Raw genomic sequence first — 17,210 nt, forward strand, 5'->3', positions numbered from 1 at the left:
AGGATACCTTAAGTGTACAGAGAAATTGGAGGTGTACAGGTAGGTGGCCTAGGAGAGTGATGTGATTGTCCCTTAATAAGCGCAAATGGTTTGGGTTATTTGTTGCAACATTGATTGTTGTTTTCTCTTTTACTTCATCCTTTCAGTCCTTTGTCAATTTTCCTAAAGAAATTCGCATGTTTGAATCTGCAATTAAACAATTAAAATTAGCTTTTCCTCTTTCAGTAATAGTAAGTTCAAGTAATCCTGAGATTTTAGAAGTAAATGGTCATCAAGATGAATTTAAGGCAAATTTAAGTTATCCTTTAACAGTAAAGCCAAAGAAAGACGGAAACACAAAAGTTTCAGTTAAATTATTTGGGGTTATTCCTTTTAAATCACTTGATGTAAATGTGATGAAGGATATTAAAGTAATACCTGGTGGACAAACCATTGGCGTCAAATTAAAATCCGCTGGTATTATGGTTGTTGGGCACCATGTTATTCAACAAGAGAATGGTGTCACTGTGTCTCCTGCAGAAAAGGCAGGTATTCGAGCAGGGGATTTAATTATTAAAATCGGAAATAAAAAGATAAAAGATGTCACAGAAGTGGCTGAAATCGTAAACAAAATGGGGAAAAAGAAAGAAGAAATTGTACTGGATATCGTGAGAAATAGGGAGAAAATAAAAGTAAAAGTAAACCCATTATATGACAAAAAGGCTCAGCTTTATCGTCTAGGTTTATATATACGTGATTCAGCTGCCGGAGTTGGTACATTAACTTTTTATGACCCTGTAAACCATAATTATGGCGCACTGGGGCATGTGATCACGGATATGGATACTCAAGAACCAATCATTGTTGGCGATGGTCAAATTTTATATTCAAACGTAACTTCGATTGATAAGGGGATAAGTGGAAAACCTGGCGAAAAAAGAGCCATATTTGTAGATGAAGATCATGTAATTGGAAACATTAGTAAAAATACGCCATTCGGTATTTTTGGGAAGATGGATCAACAGCCGATCAATGGTGTTATCAACCAATCAATTCCAATTGCATTTCCTGAAGAGGTAAAAGAAGGACCAGCTGAAATCTTAACGGTGATTGAAGGCCAGAAAGTAGAAAAATTTAAGATTGAGATAGTTAATGTAGTTCCCCAAAAATATCCCGCAACTAAAGGGATGATTATCAAAGTCACGGATCCAAAATTATTAGAAAAAACAGGTGGTATTGTCCAAGGAATGAGTGGAAGTCCAATCATTCAAGATGGCAAACTTGTTGGGGCAGTTACTCACGTCTTTGTTAATGACCCAACATCTGGGTATGGTTCCTTTATCGAATGGATGATTAGAGATGCAGGGATGTTAGATGATGAAAAACTCAAGGCAAGCTAAGCCTTGGGTTTTTCTCCGTTAATAAAAAATAAGTGAAAAGTGGAGAATACGGGCGTAATACGGAAAAAAATGCTGAAAAAGTTTTTTCGACAAGAAGGAAAAAAGTTCTAGATGTCGAATAATTTTTAACAGAAATAAAAAATGGAAAAGTTTAGGGCGAGGCTGAAGGAGGAAAAAACTTGTCAAAAATTAAAATTTTAATTGCAGATGATAACAAAGAATTTGTAGATTTGTTAAAAGAATTTATGCTAGCCCAGTCAGATATTGAAGTGATAGGGGTAGCATATAATGGGAATGAGGTTTTAAAAATATTAGAACGTGAAACCCCCGATGTTATGATTTTAGACATTATTATGCCTCATTTGGACGGACTTGGGGTTTTAGAAAAAATGAAAGAAATTCATTTTTCAAAGCCGCCAAAAATCATTATGCTCACCGCTTTTGGCCAAGAAAATATTACACAGCGAGCTGTTGAATTGGGAGCATCTTATTACATACTAAAACCATTTGATATGGATGTATTAACAAATCGTATTAGGCAGGTTGTTAGTAACAAAATTGTCACTCCTCCAACTAAATTAACAACTAATCAAATGATTACTGTTCCTGTAAAAACCAAAAATTTGGATGCCAATATTACGAATATAATCCATGAAATTGGGGTGCCTGCCCATATTAAAGGCTATATGTATTTACGTGAAGCAATTACTATGGTTTATAACGATGTTGAAATTCTTGGCTCGATAACAAAAGTCTTATATCCAAAAATTGCAGAAAAGTTTAACACAACACCTAGTCGTGTCGAGCGTGCCATTCGCCATGCTATTGAAGTGGCTTGGAGTAGAGGAAATGTAGATGCTATTAAGAACTTATTTGGTTATACCGTGAATATTAGTAAAGCAAAGCCGACGAACTCAGAGTTCATCGCCATGGTGGCAGACAAGTTAAGAATTGAAAGTAAAGTAGGATAAAATAACAATATCTAAATTATGCAAAACCCTTGTGGTTTTGCTTTTTTTGTTTCCATAGAATGGCATTTAATATTATGCAAATACTATAAAAGAGCTAAAAAGTAAGGGAATGATTTTGATGATATTTACTAAAACTAATAAAACAATGAAAAGTACCTATATTGTGGATAAAAAAACAAAACACTTATTAACTCGTATCAAACCCAATCAAATTGCAGTCGTTCGTCATTCGGATATTGATGAGATTGCGGCATCTGGTTTTATTGAAAAAAAGTAAAAGCAATTATTAATTTTTCTCAAACGATGACAGGTAGATATCCTACATTAGGGTTAAAAACATTATTAGAAGCAAAAATACCTGTTTTTGATGTTTTAAAAGGTTATCATATATTTGAACAATTACATGATGAAAATGAAGTTGAAATTAATTTTGATGAAAATATAGCATTTTTTTATTCAATTTGGAAATCGCAAATGGAAGTAGCAATTCAAGAGTGGACTTTTGATAAGTGGAAACAGATTTATAGAGTCGCGACAGAGAATATTGAACAAGAATTGAACAATTTCATCGATAATACCTTAGAATACGCATCAAGAGAAAAAGATTTTGTTTTAAAACCGTTAAAAATTCCACCTCTAAAAACAAAATTTAAAGGTAAACATGCTGTTGTTGTTGTAAGAGGAAAACATTACCGAGAAGATTTGGCAGCCATTCGCTCCTATATTGAAGATTATCATCCGATTTTAGTTGGTGTAGATGGTGGTGCAGATGCTTTAATGGAGCATGGTTTAATCCCTCAGGTGATTCTAGGGGATATGGATAGTGTGTCGGATGAAGCTCTAAAATCAGGCGCTGAAATTATAGTCCACGCTTACCCAGATGGCAGGGCGCCAGGGATAACAAGGGTTAAAGAATTGGGGCTTGAGGCTAAGGTGATTCCCTCATTAGGGACCAGTGAAGATGTGGCGATGTTATTAGCATATGAACAACAAGCGGAAATCATTGTGGCACTAGGCGCCCATTCCCATATGATTGATTTCTTAGAAAAAGGAAGAAAGGGAATGGCTAGCACAGTATTGGTTCGAATGAAAATTGGCACCAAGTTGGTGGATGCAAAAGGTGTTAGTCAGCTGTATCATCCAAGTACACAATGGAAATCAATTAGTTTAATCGGAATTGCGGCAATTACCCCAATCTTAGCGATTAGCTTAATCAATCAAGATATGGTAAGACTTTTAGAAATGATGTGGCTCAATATAAAAATGCTTTTTACGTAGGTGAAACTATTGATTACCAACAAATATTACATTACAACGATCATTGCAATTTTTTTATCTTTAAGTTTGGGAATTTTAATTGGAGGAACATTAGGCCAACAATGGATTAATAACAACCAACAAAAACTGGTTTCCTATTTTAAAGCAAAGTCAGAAGAACTACAAAAAACCAATCAAGATTTAGAGAAAAAAAATGATGAATTACTGTCCTCATATCAGTCCTTAAAAGATGATTTTCAAATTCTTTTCACCAAAAGCATTACTCATACAATTGATGGTCGCAAACTCTTATGGATTAACTCAACGAATGAAGATTTTGAACCGATAAAACGATCAATTAAAATCGCTGGGGGAATTATTTATGAATTAGATCATGAGATTAGTACTGTTGTGATGAAGGGGTCATCTTTTTCAATGAATGCCTCTAAACAGTACGACGCGATTATATTTGTTCCAGAGAATAATGAGCAATTAAAGGAAAGCCAACAACTAGCTCAATATGGAATTCCAGTCATTTATATGGCCAATCAATCAAATGAGTGGATTGAAAAATTGGATTTAGAAGCAGAAGTTTATGAACAGAAGATCAATATCGAATCATTTAATGACCAGTATCAGTTTATTACTTTTCTTAAAAACTTGTTTGAGGAGAAATCTTAATGACTCAACCCAAGATTTCGATTATTGTTCCAGCGTTTAATGAAGAAAAATATATCGAAAGTACGATTCAGGCGATTCGTAAGTGGACCTATGATAAAGAAATTATTATAGTTGATGATGGAAGTACTGATAAGACGAAAGAGATTTTAATGAAAATAGCTTCAGATTCAGTGATAAAGCCAATTTTTCTTAAACTAAACCAAGGAAAAGGACAGGCTCTAAAGGCAGGTATTAAACAAGCTGAAGGAGAAGTGATTATGTTTTTAGATGCTGACCTTGGTGATTCCGCAAAGGATGCTGATCGTTTGCTTGATCCAATTTTTAAGAATGATGCAGATATGACCATTGCTATTCTTCCGCGATCAAGTATGAAGGCAGGTTTTGGTCTAGTTAAAAAATTAGCTAGGAGTGGAATCTATTTCATGACAGGTTATCAACCTATTGCCCCATTATCTGGTCAAAGGGCAATGAAAAGAAAAGTAATCGATCAAATCACAGAATTAGTTAGTGGTTTTGGAATAGAAGTAGGTTTAACCATTGATGTACTTAGAATGGGGTTTAAAATAAAAGAAGTTGAAGTAGCTCTTTACCATCGAGAAACGGGCAGGGATTTAAAAGGGTTTATTCATAGGGGGAAAGAATTTATTGCGGTGGCAAAAGCTTTATTTATTAAGTGGAGGCAGCAACGATGATTATAATATTTGTTACTTTTTTTGTGACGTTCGTATTCTTTCCGTTTTATCAAAGATTTTTAATAAGGTTTGGTAGCTTAAGATTTAATTTTCAAAAACAAATAATTCCTGTTAGTTTTGGAGGCTTTATTTTTTTGATCGAGTCGATCATCATTTATTTATTTCAATTAAACGAAAATAGGTATATATGGATTTCATTGTTAATTATAACTCTTATAGGTACATATGATGATTTATTTGGTGATACTAAAGTAAAAGGACTACGAGGACATATAAAGGCTTTCTTTCATGGGAAGATCACTTCTGGATTTTTAAAAGCAGCTATAGGAGGGCTGATCGCTTTATTTCTAGCTATCTATATCGGTGATTCAAACTTAGTTAAAGTAACGAACTTTTTACTTATATTATTTATGATCAATACGATTAATTTGTTTGACCTTCGCCCAGGGAGAGCGCTTAAGGTTTTTTTATTTTATTTTTTTGTTAAGCATATCTAGCACTTTTTTATCTAAAAATCAGTTAGGTTTAGTGGTTTTTACAATATTAACAATAGTGTTCTTTCAAGATGTTCATGCTAAAATAATGTTAGGTGATAGTGGAGCCAATCTAATCGGTTTACACCTTGGGATTTGGTATAGTATGTATTTCTCAATGAGTGGAAAATGGATAATGATTCTTTTTTAATTGGCTTACATATCTACACAGAACGCTATTCGCTTTCTCGATTAATAGAAAATAATAAAATCTTAAAAAGGATAGATTTATGGGGCCGTCGGGGTACGGTATAGAGGATGTGGGGAAATGAAGGTAAGAAAAGTTTTAATTATAGGTGCTGGTAATGGTGGGAGCTCCCTGCTTAAGGCTTTACAAGGAATGGAAAAACTTAAAATTGTGGCTATCGTTGATCAGAATCTTTTAGCACCAGGGATTCAATTAGCAAAAGAATTAGGAATTGAGGTTTCATTAGAATTTTATTCTTTTTTAAATGAGAATATAGATGTCATTTTTGATGCGACAGGAGATGTACGTGTATTTGAGGAGCTTCAGAATCATAAACCAGAGCACACTGTTATCATTCCTGGAACCATCGCTAATATTATTATGAGCTTAATTGAAGAGAAGGAAAGTTTAATACAGGAATTAACGCGGCAACAAAGGGAACTAGATGTGATTCTTAATTCAACCCATGACGCCATGATTGCAGTCAATAAAGACGGAAGAATTACACTATTTAATCGAGCGGCTGAACTTCTATTAGACAAAAAATCTTCGTCTATTTTGGGTACGTTAGCACAAGTCTCTATTCCAAATACTAGGCTACACTTGGTTTTACAAACAGGGAAACCAGAATTAAATCAAGAACAACAATTGGATAATAATAAAAAAATTGTGACCAACCGAGTGCCGATGATTAATGCAGATGGAGAGATTATAGGTGCTGTAGCAGTATTTAGAGATATAAGTGAAGTATCTAACTTATCAGAACAAGTCTCCGATTTAAAATCGATACAAAGCATGCTTGAAGCGATTATCAATTCTTCTGAGGATGCCATATCTGTTGTCGATCATGAGGGAAAAGGATTGATGATTAATCCGGCATACACAAGACTAACAGGTCTAACAGCAGAAGAAGTGATCAATAAACCAGCTGATGTGGATATTTCTGAAGGAGAAAGCATGCATATGCAAGTATTGCGTACGAAAAAACCAGTGCGTGGCGTTCATTTAAAAGTTGGTCCCAAACGTAGAGATGTTGTTGTCAATGTTGCACCTATTCTTGTGGATGGACAATTAAAAGGTAGTGTAGGAATCATTCATGACACGTCAGAAATCAAAAAGCTAACAGAAGAACTTGAAAAGGCAAGAAGAATTATTCGTACGTTAGAAGCTAAATATACCTTTGATGACATTGTAGGCAGTAGTGAAGAAATGAGATTAGCTATAGAGACAGCTAAAAAAGCAGCGTTAACCCATGCAACAGTATTAGTTAGAGGAGAATCAGGAACTGGAAAAGAACTCTTTGCCCATGCAATTCATAATGCCAGTGATCGTAAATATAACCAATTTGTAAGAGTGAATTGTGCAGCCATTTCTGATTCATTGCTAGAGAGTGAATTATTCGGCTACGAAGAAGGAGCCTTTACTGGTGCTCGAAAAGGTGGAAAAAAAGGTTTTTTTGAAGTAGCTAGCGGTGGAACGATTTTTCTTGATGAGATTGGTGAATTAGAATTAAACACCCAAGCCAAATTACTGCGAGTCCTACAAGAAAAGGAAATTGTTAGAGTAGGTGGCACAAAGCCAATACCTATTGATGTTAGAGTGATTGCAGCGACAAATGTAAATTTGGAAAAAGCAATACGGAATGGGAAATTCCGTGAAGATTTATATTATCGTCTAAATGTTCTTCCGATTATGATTCCATCTCTAAGGGATCGGAAGTCGGACATTCCTTTATTAGTAAGTTATTTAATTAAAAAGTTAAATATTGAATACGGGAGAAAAGTGGAAGGGATAGCAGAAGAAGTCCAGCATATTTTCCTTGAATATGCTTGGCCAGGAAATGTTCGGGAACTAGAGAATGTTATTGGCCGTGCGATTATGAATATGACTTTTAACGAAACGTTTATTCAAATAGAACACTTACCTTCTTTAGGAAAGAGTATTGTTCCTTCCAATTACGAAAAGGTCACAACCGTTCCTTTGGAAGATCATATTCTTCCATTAAGTGACATGATTTCTAAGATGGAAAAAATGTATTTAAAACATGTTCTTAAGAAAGTAGATGGAAATAAGACGAAAGCAGCCCATTTTCTAGGAATCTCGATCAGAAACTTATATTATAAATTGGAAAAATACGGATTATAACGAATAATCATGAAAAATACTGCTTGCAAAAATTTGCGCATGTGCAATTTTTTTGCAGGCAGTATTTTAATATAAACTTATTTAAACCTGAAAAAGTAAAGCGCTTTCATAAAGAAAATCTTGGCATGGTTTTTGCTATTTGTTATATTGAAAAGATAAAATGTGTTGTTGAATGAAGGTGGTTTTAAATGAATTCTTTTAAAAAAATCATCTCGAAGATAAAAAGGGATGCCCTACCTCAAGTTGCGGTTGCCGTTGCTGAAGATGAGGAGGTTTTAATTGCTGTACAAAACGCGTTAGAGAAAGGATTTGCTCGCTTTCATTTGTTTGGAGATGAAAGCAAAATAAGGCAGCTAGCTGAAAAAAGTATGATCCCACTAGATCAAGTGAAGATTACAGATGAGAGAGATCATGTTAAGGCGAGTCTTAAAGCGGTAAATTCGGTGAATACTGGAGAGTCGCAAATTTTGATGAAGGGATTAGTACCAACTCCAATTATTTTAAAAGCGGTTCTAGATAAGGAGATAGGTCTTAGAACCCATCGAATTTTGAGTCATATTGCGTTATTTGAAGTAGAAGGACTTGATCGTTTGATCTTTTTAACAGACGCGGCAATGAATATATCTCCGTCGTTAGAACAAAAAGTACAAATTACTCAAAATGCGATTGACTTTGCTCGTATTATAGGACTCACAGAACCAAAAGTTGCTGTTCTTACTGCATTAGAAACTGTAAATCCTAATATGATCGCTACATTGGATGCTGCACTTTTATCAAAAATGGCTGAACGAGGACAAATTTCTGGTGGGATTGTTGATGGGCCATTAGCACTTGATAATGCAATTTCCTTGGAGGCTGCAATGCATAAAGGAATTAAAAGTAAAATAGCTGGCCAAGCAGATATTTTATTAGTTCCTAATATTGAAGTGGGAAATACTTTATACAAATCCCTTGTTTATTTTGGAAAGGTCAAGGTTGGTGCAGTGATTACCGGAGCAAAATCACCCATTGTATTAACTTCAAGGGCTGATTCTTTTGAAACAAAGTTAAATTCTATTGCATTAGCGGTTCTTTTATCACAACAAGCAAATATTTAGTTTTTATTTTTCTATTAAGATATAAATTTATTTAAATGGGAGGAAGAAAGAATGAAAATTTTTGATTACATGGAGAAATTTGATTATGAACAACTGGTATTTGCTCACGATGAGGCTTCAGGGCTAAAAGCAATTATCGCTATTCACGATACTACGTTAGGCCCTGCATTAGGTGGGACAAGGATGTGGACATATGCTTCTGAAGAAGAAGCGATTATTGATGCCTTGCGTTTAGCAAGGGGAATGACCTACAAAAATGCTGCTGCTGGATTAGATCTAGGCGGTGGGAAAACGGTAATTATAGGTGATCCAAGAAAAGATAAAAGTGAGGCATTATTCCGAGCGTTGGGACGATATGTACAAAGTCTTAATGGACGTTATATTACGGCTGAGGATGTAGGGACTACGGTTCAAGATATGGATTATATTCATTTAGAAACTGATTATGTAACTGGTATATCCCCAGCATTTGGTAGTAGCGGTAATCCATCACCAGTCACAGCATATGGAGTTTACCGTGGGATGAAAGCTGCTGCTAAAGTAGCTTTTGGTAGCGATAATTTATCTGGTAAAACAATAGCTGTTCAAGGTGTAGGAAATGTTTCTTACAATCTTCTCAAACATTTACATGAAGAAGGAGCAAATTTCATTGTTACCGATATCAATGAAGATAATGTAAATAAAGCAGTAAAAGAATTTGGGGCCAAGGCTGTAGGTATCAATGAAATATATGGTGTTGAATGTGATATCTTTTCACCGAATGCATTAGGTGCAGTGATTAATGATGATACTATCCCACAACTTAAGGCAAAATTGATCGCAGGATCAGCAAATAACCAATTAAAAGAGGAAAGACATGGAGATATTCTTCAGGAAAAAGGGATTATTTATGCACCTGATTTTGTGATCAATGCTGGTGGTGTGATTAACGTAGCTGATGAGTTAAACGGGTATAATCGTGATCGGGCAATGAAAAAGGTAGAGACCATCTATGATAATATTTTAAAAGTGTTTGAGATTGCTGAAAGAGATGGAATTCCATCCTATAAAGCGGCTAATAAAATGGCTGAGGAAAGAATTGAACAAATGCGTAAGATCCGCAGTAATTTTATTAGGCAAGAAAAAAGTATTCTAGGCCGTTAGACCTTATTGAGTGAAAAGCACTTATCAAGTGCTTTTCACCTTCTCTAAGAAATGGAGTGGAAGTGATGGAGCAAATTTTTCGTTTATTGGTAATCAATCCTGGGTCAACATCCACTAAAATAGCGTTATATGATAATGAAAAATCGGTTTTTGAAGAAACATTAAGACACGACCTCGATGAGTTGAAGCAATTTAATAAAGTAATCGATCAATATGATTTTCGTAAAAATATGATCTTAGAAACCCTTCACAACCAAGGTATCAATTTAACCAAATTAAATGCGGTTGTTGGCAGGGGGGGGTTGTTAAAACCTATTCCGGGTGGAACATATCTAGTGAACGAACATATGGTCAAAGATTTGAAGGATGCTCGATATGGAGAACATGCCTCTAATTTAGGAGCGATGATTGCATACGAAATCTCAAAACAATTAAATATTGCTGCTTATATTGTAGATCCAGTTGTAGTAGACGAATTACAAGCGATTGCTAGAATCAGTGGTATGCCAGAAATTAAACGCAGGTCAATTTTCCATGCTCTCAATCAAAAAGCAGTTGCGCGTAAAGTAGCAACTGAACTTAACCTCACTTATGAATCAGCAAATTTTGTTGTATGTCATATGGGCGGTGGAATCACGGTAGGTGCTCATCATCATGGGAAAGTAATCGATGTTAATAATGGTTTAGATGGAGAGGGTCCATTTTCTCCAGAACGTACAGGAAGTTTACCTGTTGGAGATTTACTTTCATTAGGTTTTTCAGGACAATTTACCCAAGAAGAATTAAAGAAAAAGATAAGTGGCCAGGGTGGAGTTGTTGCCTATTTAGGCACAAATAGCATGGTTGATGTTGAGAAGATGATTACAAACGCCAATGAGAAAGCAAAACTGGTTTGGGATGCGATGATCTATCAAATCGCAAAGGAAATTGGGGCTAGTAGTGCAGCACTTAAAGGAAAGGTTGATGCAATTATATTAACAGGGGGGATTGCATACAGTAAAACCTTTATTGACCAATTGGTAGAGTATATTGCATGGATCGCACCTGTGAAAATACTTCCTGGGGAAAATGAATTACAGGCATTGGCTGAAGGTGGTTTAAGGGTACTCCGTGGGCATGAACAAGTAAAAGAATACGCTCTGGAGGAAGTTTATGTTGAATCATAATGCTAGAATAACCATTATCACTGGTCACTTTGGCAGCGGGAAAACGGAGATTTCTATCAATTTAAGTTTGAAGGAGAAAGAACAATTTCCAAAAGTTGCAATTAGTGATTTAGATGTCATCAATCCTTACTTTCGTTCTAGGGAGGCCCATTCTCTTTTTGAACAAAAAGGGATAGAACTGATTGCTCCAAAGGGGCAACTCGCTACTGCTGATCTACCAATTGTTTCAGGGGAAATTTATCGTGTACTTCATGATCCTAATTATCATGTAATCATCGATGTAGGTGGGGATAAGGATGGAGCTACTGCTTTAGGACAATATTACAATGATCTAAAGCGAATGGATGTACAAATGATTTTTGTTGTCAATATCAATCGTCCTTATGTGAGTACAGTAGATGGTATCATCGAAACCATACAGCAAATCGAAAGGGTCTCCCGTCTTAAAGTTTCTGCTTTAATCAACAATACAAACTTAGGTAGAGAGACGACGATTGCGGATATTCAAAAAGGGTTAGAAATGACAAAAATAGTTAGTGAAAATTTGGGGATTCCATTTTTATATACAACGATCTCTAGCGACCGAATGGAAGAAACAGCTGATTTTTCAAGCAATCATGATGTTGTTTATATAGAACGTTTTATGAAATTACCTTGGGAGTAGAAAAATAGAGTAAATTAGGGGGTGGGTTTTATGGAAAAACGTGTTATTTTGAACGAAGATTTGTGCAAGGGTTGTAGTTTGTGTGTCTCAGTATGTCCAAAAGATATTATTTTCTTAGCTGATCATTTAAACGGGAAAGGGTATCGCCCAGCAACTGTAGTAGACCAAGAAGCATGTATTAGTTGCGTAGCATGTGGGCGGATTTGTCCTGATGGGGTCATCACCGTTTATCGTCCGGAAAGAAAAAAGACAGCATCTTAAATGATCAGTTAAAGGGGGAAAAAACATGGGGAAAGTGTTAATGAAAGGGAATGAAGTGATCGCAGAAGCAGCTGTGCATGCAAATTGTAAATATTTCTTTGGATATCCAATTACACCTCAAAGTGAACTTGTTGCATATATGGCAAAACGATTGCCTGAGGTAGGTGGATTATTTTTACAAGCAGAAAGTGAAGTTGCAGCGATCAATATGGTGTATGGTGCTGCAAGTGCAGGAGTTAGGGTGATGACTTCCTCATCAAGTCCTGGGGTAAGTCTAAAGCAAGAAGGAATTTCTTATTTGGTTGGTTCAGAACTACCTGCGGTCATTGTGAATGTCATGCGTGGTGGGCCTGGCTTAGGAAGCATTCAGCCTTCTCAATCTGACTATTTTCAAGCTACAAAAGGAGGCGGTCATGGCGACTATCGTATCCCTGTTTTAGCACCGGCAACATTACAAGAAATCGTTGATTTAATGCAAGATGCCTTTGACATTGCAGATCGTTACCGTACGCCTGTTATTCTGATGGGAGATGGAATGTTAGGGCAAATGATGGAACCGGTTGAATTTATAGAAAGACAGCCAGTGGAGCTACCGGCAAAAGATTGGGCTACAACTGGCACACGTGGGGATGGGGGACCGAAAATCGTCAACTCTCTTCGTCTTGATCCAGAGGAATTAGAAAAGCATAATCAACATCTTCAATTGAAATATTCAGAGATCAAAGAGAAAGAAGTTAGGTTTGAAAAATATTTAACTGATGATGCAGAGCATATTGTTGTTGCCTATGGTACCGTTTCAAGGATTGCAAAAAATGCGATTCAAAAGGCTAGAAATAAAGGAGTTAAGGTAGGAATGATTCGTCCTATTTCCTTATGGCCATTCCCTGAACAACCTTTTATAGAGACAAGAGAAAAAGTAAAATCCTATTTAACGGTAGAGATGAGTGCAGGGCAGATGGTAGAAGATGTTCGCCTAGCAGTCAATGGATATCGACCTGTTCATTTCTACGGAAGAACAGGTGGAATGGTACCAAGTCAAGACGAAATCTTCCAAAAGATCATTGAAATAGCTGGGGGTGAGCAATAATGGAATTAATTTTTGAAAAAACAAAAGGTTTAACAGATAAACCAACCCATTATTGTCCAGGTTGTACTCATGGGGTGATTCATCGACTCGTTGGTGAAGTACTTGAAGAAATGGAGATCTTAGAAGATTCTGTAGGTGTGGCCTCTGTTGGCTGTTCTGTTCTTTCTTATGAGTACTTTAACTGCGACATGACTCAAGCAGCTCATGGTCGTGCTCCAGCAGTTGCTACAGGATTGAAACGAGTTTTGCCAAAAGATCGTATTGTCTTTACCTATCAGGGCGATGGTGACCTTGCTTCAATCGGTATGGCGGAGATCGTTCATGCTGCAGCACGGGGAGAAAATATTACCGTCATTTTTGTGAATAATGCAATCTATGGTATGACTGGTGGACAGATGGCACCCACCTCATTGGTTGGTCAAAAGACAGCCACTTCACCATTTGGAAGAGATGTAAGTTTACAAGGTGCTCCTATTCGTGTTTCCGAATTATTGGCCACTTTGGATGGCGCAGCCTATATTGAACGAGTTTCTACCCATGATGTTCCACATATCATAAAAGCAAAAAAAGCTATTCGTAAAGCATTTGAAACACAGAAAAAAGGACTAGGCTTTTCCATGGTTGAAGTTCTATCAACCTGCCCAACAAACTGGGGGTTAGATCCAGAAGAATCTTTAAATTGGGTAAAAGAACAAATGGTACCTGTATACCCTCTTGGCATTTATAAAAATATTGAGGGAGGGAAATAAGATGTTACACGAAATCATTATCGCTGGATTTGGTGGGCAAGGTGTGATGTCGATGGGGCAACTTTTGGCTTATGCCGGAATGATTGAAAATAAGCATGTTTCTTGGTTACCTTCCTATGGACCTGAGCAACGTGGTGGTACAGCGAATGTTTCGGTCATTATTAGTGATGAGCCTGTTGGTTCTCCAGTTATTTCCCACCCAACAACAGCAATTGTTCTAAACAAACCGTCTTTTGATAAATTTGAACCGCTTGTGATCCCAGGTGGAGTCTTAATTGTAAACAGCTCGTTAATCGATGTTAAATCAACTAGACAAGATATAACGATCATCGAAGTATCTGCATCGGAAATAGCCAATGAATTGGGAGAACCTAAGGTTGCTAACTCTATCATACTAGGGGCCTTTTTAGAAATTTCAAAAGCTGTTAGTCCTGAGTCGGTCATTGAATCTCTAAAAAAGGTTCTTCCCGAAAGAAGACACAATTTAATTCCAGTGAATCAATTAGCTCTACAAAAAGGAGCACAAATCGTAAATAACTAAATCATCAATTTTGATAAACGTTTTTGAGATGCCTTAGCTACTAGTCTATCATTTTGTAGGCTAGTAATTTTTTTATAAAAATTAAATTTTGTTTACACTTTTTGCTTGTGTACTTTTAAGAGCTTTTATAAAATGATACTGAATCTAAATAAAATATATAAATAAAGAATTTAAAGGGCAAATGGGAAGGAAGATGAAAGAAATGTCAGAGCAAAAACAATTTGATGTAGTATTCTTGGGAGCAGGTCCTGGCGGATATGTTGCAGCGATTCGTGCCGCACAGCTAGGTTTAAATGTCGCTGTTGTGGAAAAAGATAAAGTAGGGGGGACCTGTTTACATCGGGGCTGTATACCAAGTAAATCCTTTTTACGTAGTGCGGAAATCTATCGAAATGCTAAAGAGGGAGAAGAATTTGGTGTTGTAGTAGAGCATGTTACACTTAACTTTGAACAAGTGCAAGCAAGAAAACGTAAAGTAGTAGAGCAACTAACAAAAGGAATCGAGCATCTTTTCAAGAAAAATAATGTTACTTTGGTAGAAGGGTTCGGCCGTATTATGGGACCTTCGATCTTTTCACCACTAAGTGGAACAATTTCGGTAGAAAAAGCCAATGGGGAAAACGAATTGCTAGCAACAAAACATGTCATTATCGCTACTGGCTCTCGTCCGAGAACATTACCTGGTTTACATATTGATGGAAAGTTTATTATGACGAGTGATGAGGCATTAGAGATGACAGAACTTCCAAAATCGATGATTATCGTTGGTGGCGGAGTCATTGGTATGGAATGGGCATCCCTTTTAACTGATTTTGGCGTAGAAGTGACGGTAGTTGAGTTTTTACCACGTATTTTACCTCTTGAAGATGGCGAAATTAGTAAAGATATGACTCGTGTCATGAAAAAGCGTAAGGTCAAAATCCATACAGATACAAGGGTTTTACCTGAAACAGTAAAAATTGTTGATGGACATGTAGAATTAGAGGCTCAAAAGGGAGATAAGACGATCCAGCTTTCTGCTGACAAAGTACTTGTTTCTGTTGGACGACAAGCAAATGTTGAAGGAATTGGACTAGAAAATACTGAAATAAAAGTTGAAAGAGGAGTTATTCAAGTAAATGAATATTTCCAAACTGCGGAATCACATATTTACGCAATTGGTGATGTTATTGGTGGTTTACAGCTAGCTCATGTTGCATCACATGAGGGGATTATAGCTGTTGAACATATAGCGGGCAAGAATCCTAAACCATTAGATTATTTGGCTGTTTCCAAATGTACCTTTACCTCTCCTGAAGTTGCTAGTGTAGGGATGACAGAGGAAGAGGCGATAGAAAAAGGTTATGAAGTAAAAGTGGGTAAATTCCAATTTAGAGGAATTGGGAAAGCATTAGTTCATGGAGAAGTAGATGGTTTCGTAAAATTAGTTGCGGATAAAAATACAGGGGATCTTCTAGGGGTTCATATGATTGGGCCACATGTAACAGACATGATCTCTGAAGCTGGATTAGCAAAAGTATTAGATGCAACTCCATGGGAGATTGCACATACCATTCATCCACATCCAACCTTATCTGAAGCTGTAATGGAAGCTGCTCTAGATGTTGATGGCAAAGCGATTCATGCCTAGAACATAATAAAGGGGCTGTTTGATTTGATTCATCCAAACTCCCATCAGCATTTGGGATTAAGTCAACAAAATGTTCTAGATATGTATTATTACATGCTTTTAACTAGAAAAATTGATGAAAGAATGTGGCTATTAAATCGGGCTGGGAAAATTCCTTTCGTCATTTCATGTCAGGGACAAGAGGCGGCGCAGGTGGGGGCTGCGTTCGCCTTAAACAAACAAAAGGATTATACTTTACCTTACTACCGAGATATGGGTGTTGTCCTAGTGCTAGGTATGACCGCAAAGGATTTGATGTTGTCTGCATTTGCCAAAGCAGAAGATCCGAATAGTGGTGGTCGTCAAATGCCTGGACATTTTAGTAGCAAACCACTCAATATCGTGACTGGATCTAGTCCAGTTACTACTCAATTGCCACATGCTGTTGGTATCGCCTTAGCAGCTAAAATGAATCAAGAAGAATTGGTAGCGTTTACAACGCTAGGGGAAGGCTCAACAAATCAAGGTGATTTTCATGAAGCCCTCAACTTTGCTGGAGTTCATCAATTACCCGTTATTTTCATGGTTGAAAATAATAAATATGCAATAAGTGTACCTCTAAAAAAACAGATCCCGACTGAGAATGTTGCTGTTCGGGGAGCTGGTTATGGCATGCCAGGTTTCACTGTAGATGGCAATAATCCTTTAGAGGTTTATCAAGTGGTTCATGAAGCTAGACAGAGAGCTATTCGGGGGGAAGGACCAACACTGATTGAAGCTGTAACATATCGCCTTGTTCCACATTCTAGTGATGACGATGATCGAAGCTATCGTTCAAGAGAAGAAGTGGAAGAGGCGAAAAAAAATGATCCGATTCTACTATTTCAACAGTATTTATATGATTCGGGTTTGTTAAACGATCAGTTACATCAAGAAATCATGGAACGTGTCAACAAAGAGGTCAATGAGGCGACGGATTGTGCCGAGAAAGCTGCATATCCAGATCCAGAGACTATTCTTTTACACGTTTATGAAGAGTAGGGGGTTG

18 protein-coding genes are annotated in these 17,210 nt (G+C 36.6%); all 18 read left to right on the forward strand.

The genetic code is table 11. The features are described 5' to 3' along the window. Nucleotides 1-65 precede the first annotated feature (65 nt). The 18 genes from spoIVB to U473_RS04220 all read left to right on the forward strand — a co-directional run bounded on the left by spoIVB (nt 66) and on the right by U473_RS04220 (nt 17,203). Nucleotides 66-1,379 carry a SpoIVB peptidase gene (gene spoIVB / locus U473_RS04135; protein ID WP_068723638.1) on the forward strand — a complete coding sequence of 438 codons (1,314 nt, stop codon included), beginning with the start codon at nt 66-68 and terminating at the stop codon, nt 1,377-1,379. Between the two features lie 179 nt (nt 1,380-1,558). Beyond that, nucleotides 1,559-2,350: a sporulation transcription factor Spo0A gene (gene spo0A / locus U473_RS04140; RefSeq protein ID WP_068723641.1), complete on the forward strand. Its 792-nt coding sequence runs from the start codon at nt 1,559-1,561 to the stop codon at nt 2,348-2,350. Nucleotides 2,351-2,468: 118 nt separating this feature from the next. Beyond that, on the forward strand, nt 2,469-2,627 hold the full coding sequence (locus U473_RS14940) for a hypothetical protein (RefSeq protein ID WP_201024141.1): 159 nt from the start codon (nt 2,469-2,471) through the stop codon (nt 2,625-2,627). 26 nt (nt 2,628-2,653) lie between these two features. After that, nucleotides 2,654-3,628 (forward strand): putative cytokinetic ring protein SteA, encoded by a 975-nt coding sequence (gene steA, locus U473_RS04145; RefSeq protein WP_201024142.1) that lies wholly within the window; start codon nt 2,654-2,656, stop codon nt 3,626-3,628. Nucleotides 3,629-3,637: 9 nt separating this feature from the next. Then, a complete protein-coding gene (locus tag U473_RS04150; RefSeq protein WP_068723643.1) occupies nt 3,638-4,288 on the forward strand; it encodes a copper transporter in 651 nt (216 codons plus the stop codon). Next, nucleotides 4,288-4,980, forward strand: a complete 693-nt coding sequence (locus tag U473_RS04155) for a glycosyltransferase family 2 protein (protein ID WP_068723646.1) — start codon at nt 4,288-4,290, stop codon at nt 4,978-4,980. The genes U473_RS04150 and U473_RS04155 overlap by 1 nt, the downstream gene beginning before the upstream one ends. A gap of 134 nt (nt 4,981-5,114) precedes the next feature. Beyond that, a complete protein-coding gene (locus tag U473_RS04160; protein ID WP_153011990.1) occupies nt 5,115-5,477 on the forward strand; it encodes a hypothetical protein in 363 nt (120 codons plus the stop codon). Between the two features lie 304 nt (nt 5,478-5,781). Continuing rightward, nucleotides 5,782-7,845, forward strand: coding sequence for a sigma-54 interaction domain-containing protein (locus U473_RS04170; RefSeq protein WP_068723653.1), 2,064 nt, complete (start codon nt 5,782-5,784; stop codon nt 7,843-7,845). Between the two features lie 188 nt (nt 7,846-8,033). Further along, nucleotides 8,034-8,942, forward strand: a complete 909-nt coding sequence (ptb, locus tag U473_RS04175) for a phosphate butyryltransferase (protein WP_068723656.1) — start codon at nt 8,034-8,036, stop codon at nt 8,940-8,942. Nucleotides 8,943-8,993: 51 nt separating this feature from the next. Further along, nucleotides 8,994-10,085, forward strand: a complete 1,092-nt coding sequence (locus U473_RS04180; protein WP_068723659.1) for a Glu/Leu/Phe/Val family dehydrogenase — start codon at nt 8,994-8,996, stop codon at nt 10,083-10,085. A gap of 56 nt (nt 10,086-10,141) precedes the next feature. Continuing rightward, nucleotides 10,142-11,251, forward strand: coding sequence for a butyrate kinase (buk, locus tag U473_RS04185; RefSeq protein ID WP_235589060.1), 1,110 nt, complete (start codon nt 10,142-10,144; stop codon nt 11,249-11,251). After that, nucleotides 11,238-11,915, forward strand: a complete 678-nt coding sequence (locus tag U473_RS04190; protein WP_068723664.1) for a hypothetical protein — start codon at nt 11,238-11,240, stop codon at nt 11,913-11,915. Before buk ends, U473_RS04190 begins: the two co-directional genes overlap by 14 nt. Before the next feature lie 30 nt (nt 11,916-11,945). Continuing rightward, on the forward strand, nt 11,946-12,176 hold the full coding sequence (locus U473_RS04195; protein WP_068723666.1) for a 4Fe-4S dicluster domain-containing protein: 231 nt from the start codon (nt 11,946-11,948) through the stop codon (nt 12,174-12,176). Between the two features lie 25 nt (nt 12,177-12,201). Next, nucleotides 12,202-13,263 carry a 3-methyl-2-oxobutanoate dehydrogenase subunit VorB gene (locus tag U473_RS04200; protein ID WP_068723669.1) on the forward strand — a complete coding sequence of 354 codons (1,062 nt, stop codon included), beginning with the start codon at nt 12,202-12,204 and terminating at the stop codon, nt 13,261-13,263. Further along, nucleotides 13,263-14,012 carry a thiamine pyrophosphate-dependent enzyme gene (locus tag U473_RS04205; protein WP_068723671.1) on the forward strand — a complete coding sequence of 250 codons (750 nt, stop codon included), beginning with the start codon at nt 13,263-13,265 and terminating at the stop codon, nt 14,010-14,012. Before U473_RS04200 ends, U473_RS04205 begins: the two co-directional genes overlap by 1 nt. A 1-nt stretch (nt 14,013) precedes the next feature. Beyond that, on the forward strand, nt 14,014-14,553 hold the full coding sequence (locus U473_RS04210; protein ID WP_068723673.1) for a 2-oxoacid:acceptor oxidoreductase family protein: 540 nt from the start codon (nt 14,014-14,016) through the stop codon (nt 14,551-14,553). Nucleotides 14,554-14,755: 202 nt separating this feature from the next. After that, the gene (gene lpdA / locus U473_RS04215; protein WP_068723676.1) at nt 14,756-16,183 is read left to right on the forward strand and encodes a dihydrolipoyl dehydrogenase; all 1,428 of its coding nucleotides are present in this window, start codon (nt 14,756-14,758) and stop codon (nt 16,181-16,183) included. A gap of 27 nt (nt 16,184-16,210) precedes the next feature. Further along, nucleotides 16,211-17,203, forward strand: coding sequence for a thiamine pyrophosphate-dependent dehydrogenase E1 component subunit alpha (locus U473_RS04220; protein WP_153012070.1), 993 nt, complete (start codon nt 16,211-16,213; stop codon nt 17,201-17,203). The last annotated feature ends 7 nt before the right edge of the window (nt 17,204-17,210 follow it).

Source organism: Tepidibacillus decaturensis (assembly GCF_001561915.1).
Classification (GTDB): domain Bacteria; phylum Bacillota; class Bacilli; order Tepidibacillales; family Tepidibacillaceae; genus Tepidibacillus_B; species Tepidibacillus_B infernus.